Genomic DNA, 274 nt, shown 5'->3' with positions numbered 1-274 from the left:
ATTTGATTTTTACTTAAATCATGAGAAACTAAATTATTCATGTTAACGTACATCGTTACATCTGAAAATCCTCTTTGAGCAAGATCACCGTCATATTAAAGTAAGAAAGACAAGGTATCAAAGTATCAATACAGCAAAGAATACTTTAAAAGGTATTGAATGTATTTACGCTCTATATAAAAAGAACCGCAGGTCTCTTCAGATCTACGGATTTTCGCCATGCCACGAAATTAGCATCATGCTAGCAAGTTAAGCGAACACTGACATGATAAAT

Annotated in this window: 1 pseudogene; it reads left to right on the top strand. The window is 32.8% G+C overall.

Features of this window, described 5'->3' with window-relative positions:
* Positions 1–67: 67 nt before the first annotated feature.
* Positions 68–253: pseudogene (locus FS742_RS27215) on the top strand (IS6 family transposase); the annotation flags it as partial.
* Between the last annotated feature and the right edge of the window lie 21 nt (positions 254–274).

The sequence above is a fragment of the Bacillus cereus genome, from assembly GCF_007678085.1.
GTDB lineage: Bacteria > Bacillota > Bacilli > Bacillales > Bacillaceae_G > Bacillus_A > Bacillus_A cereus_BE.
Note: the sequence above shows the minus strand (reverse complement) of the source record. Positions and strands in the feature narration are given on the sequence as shown.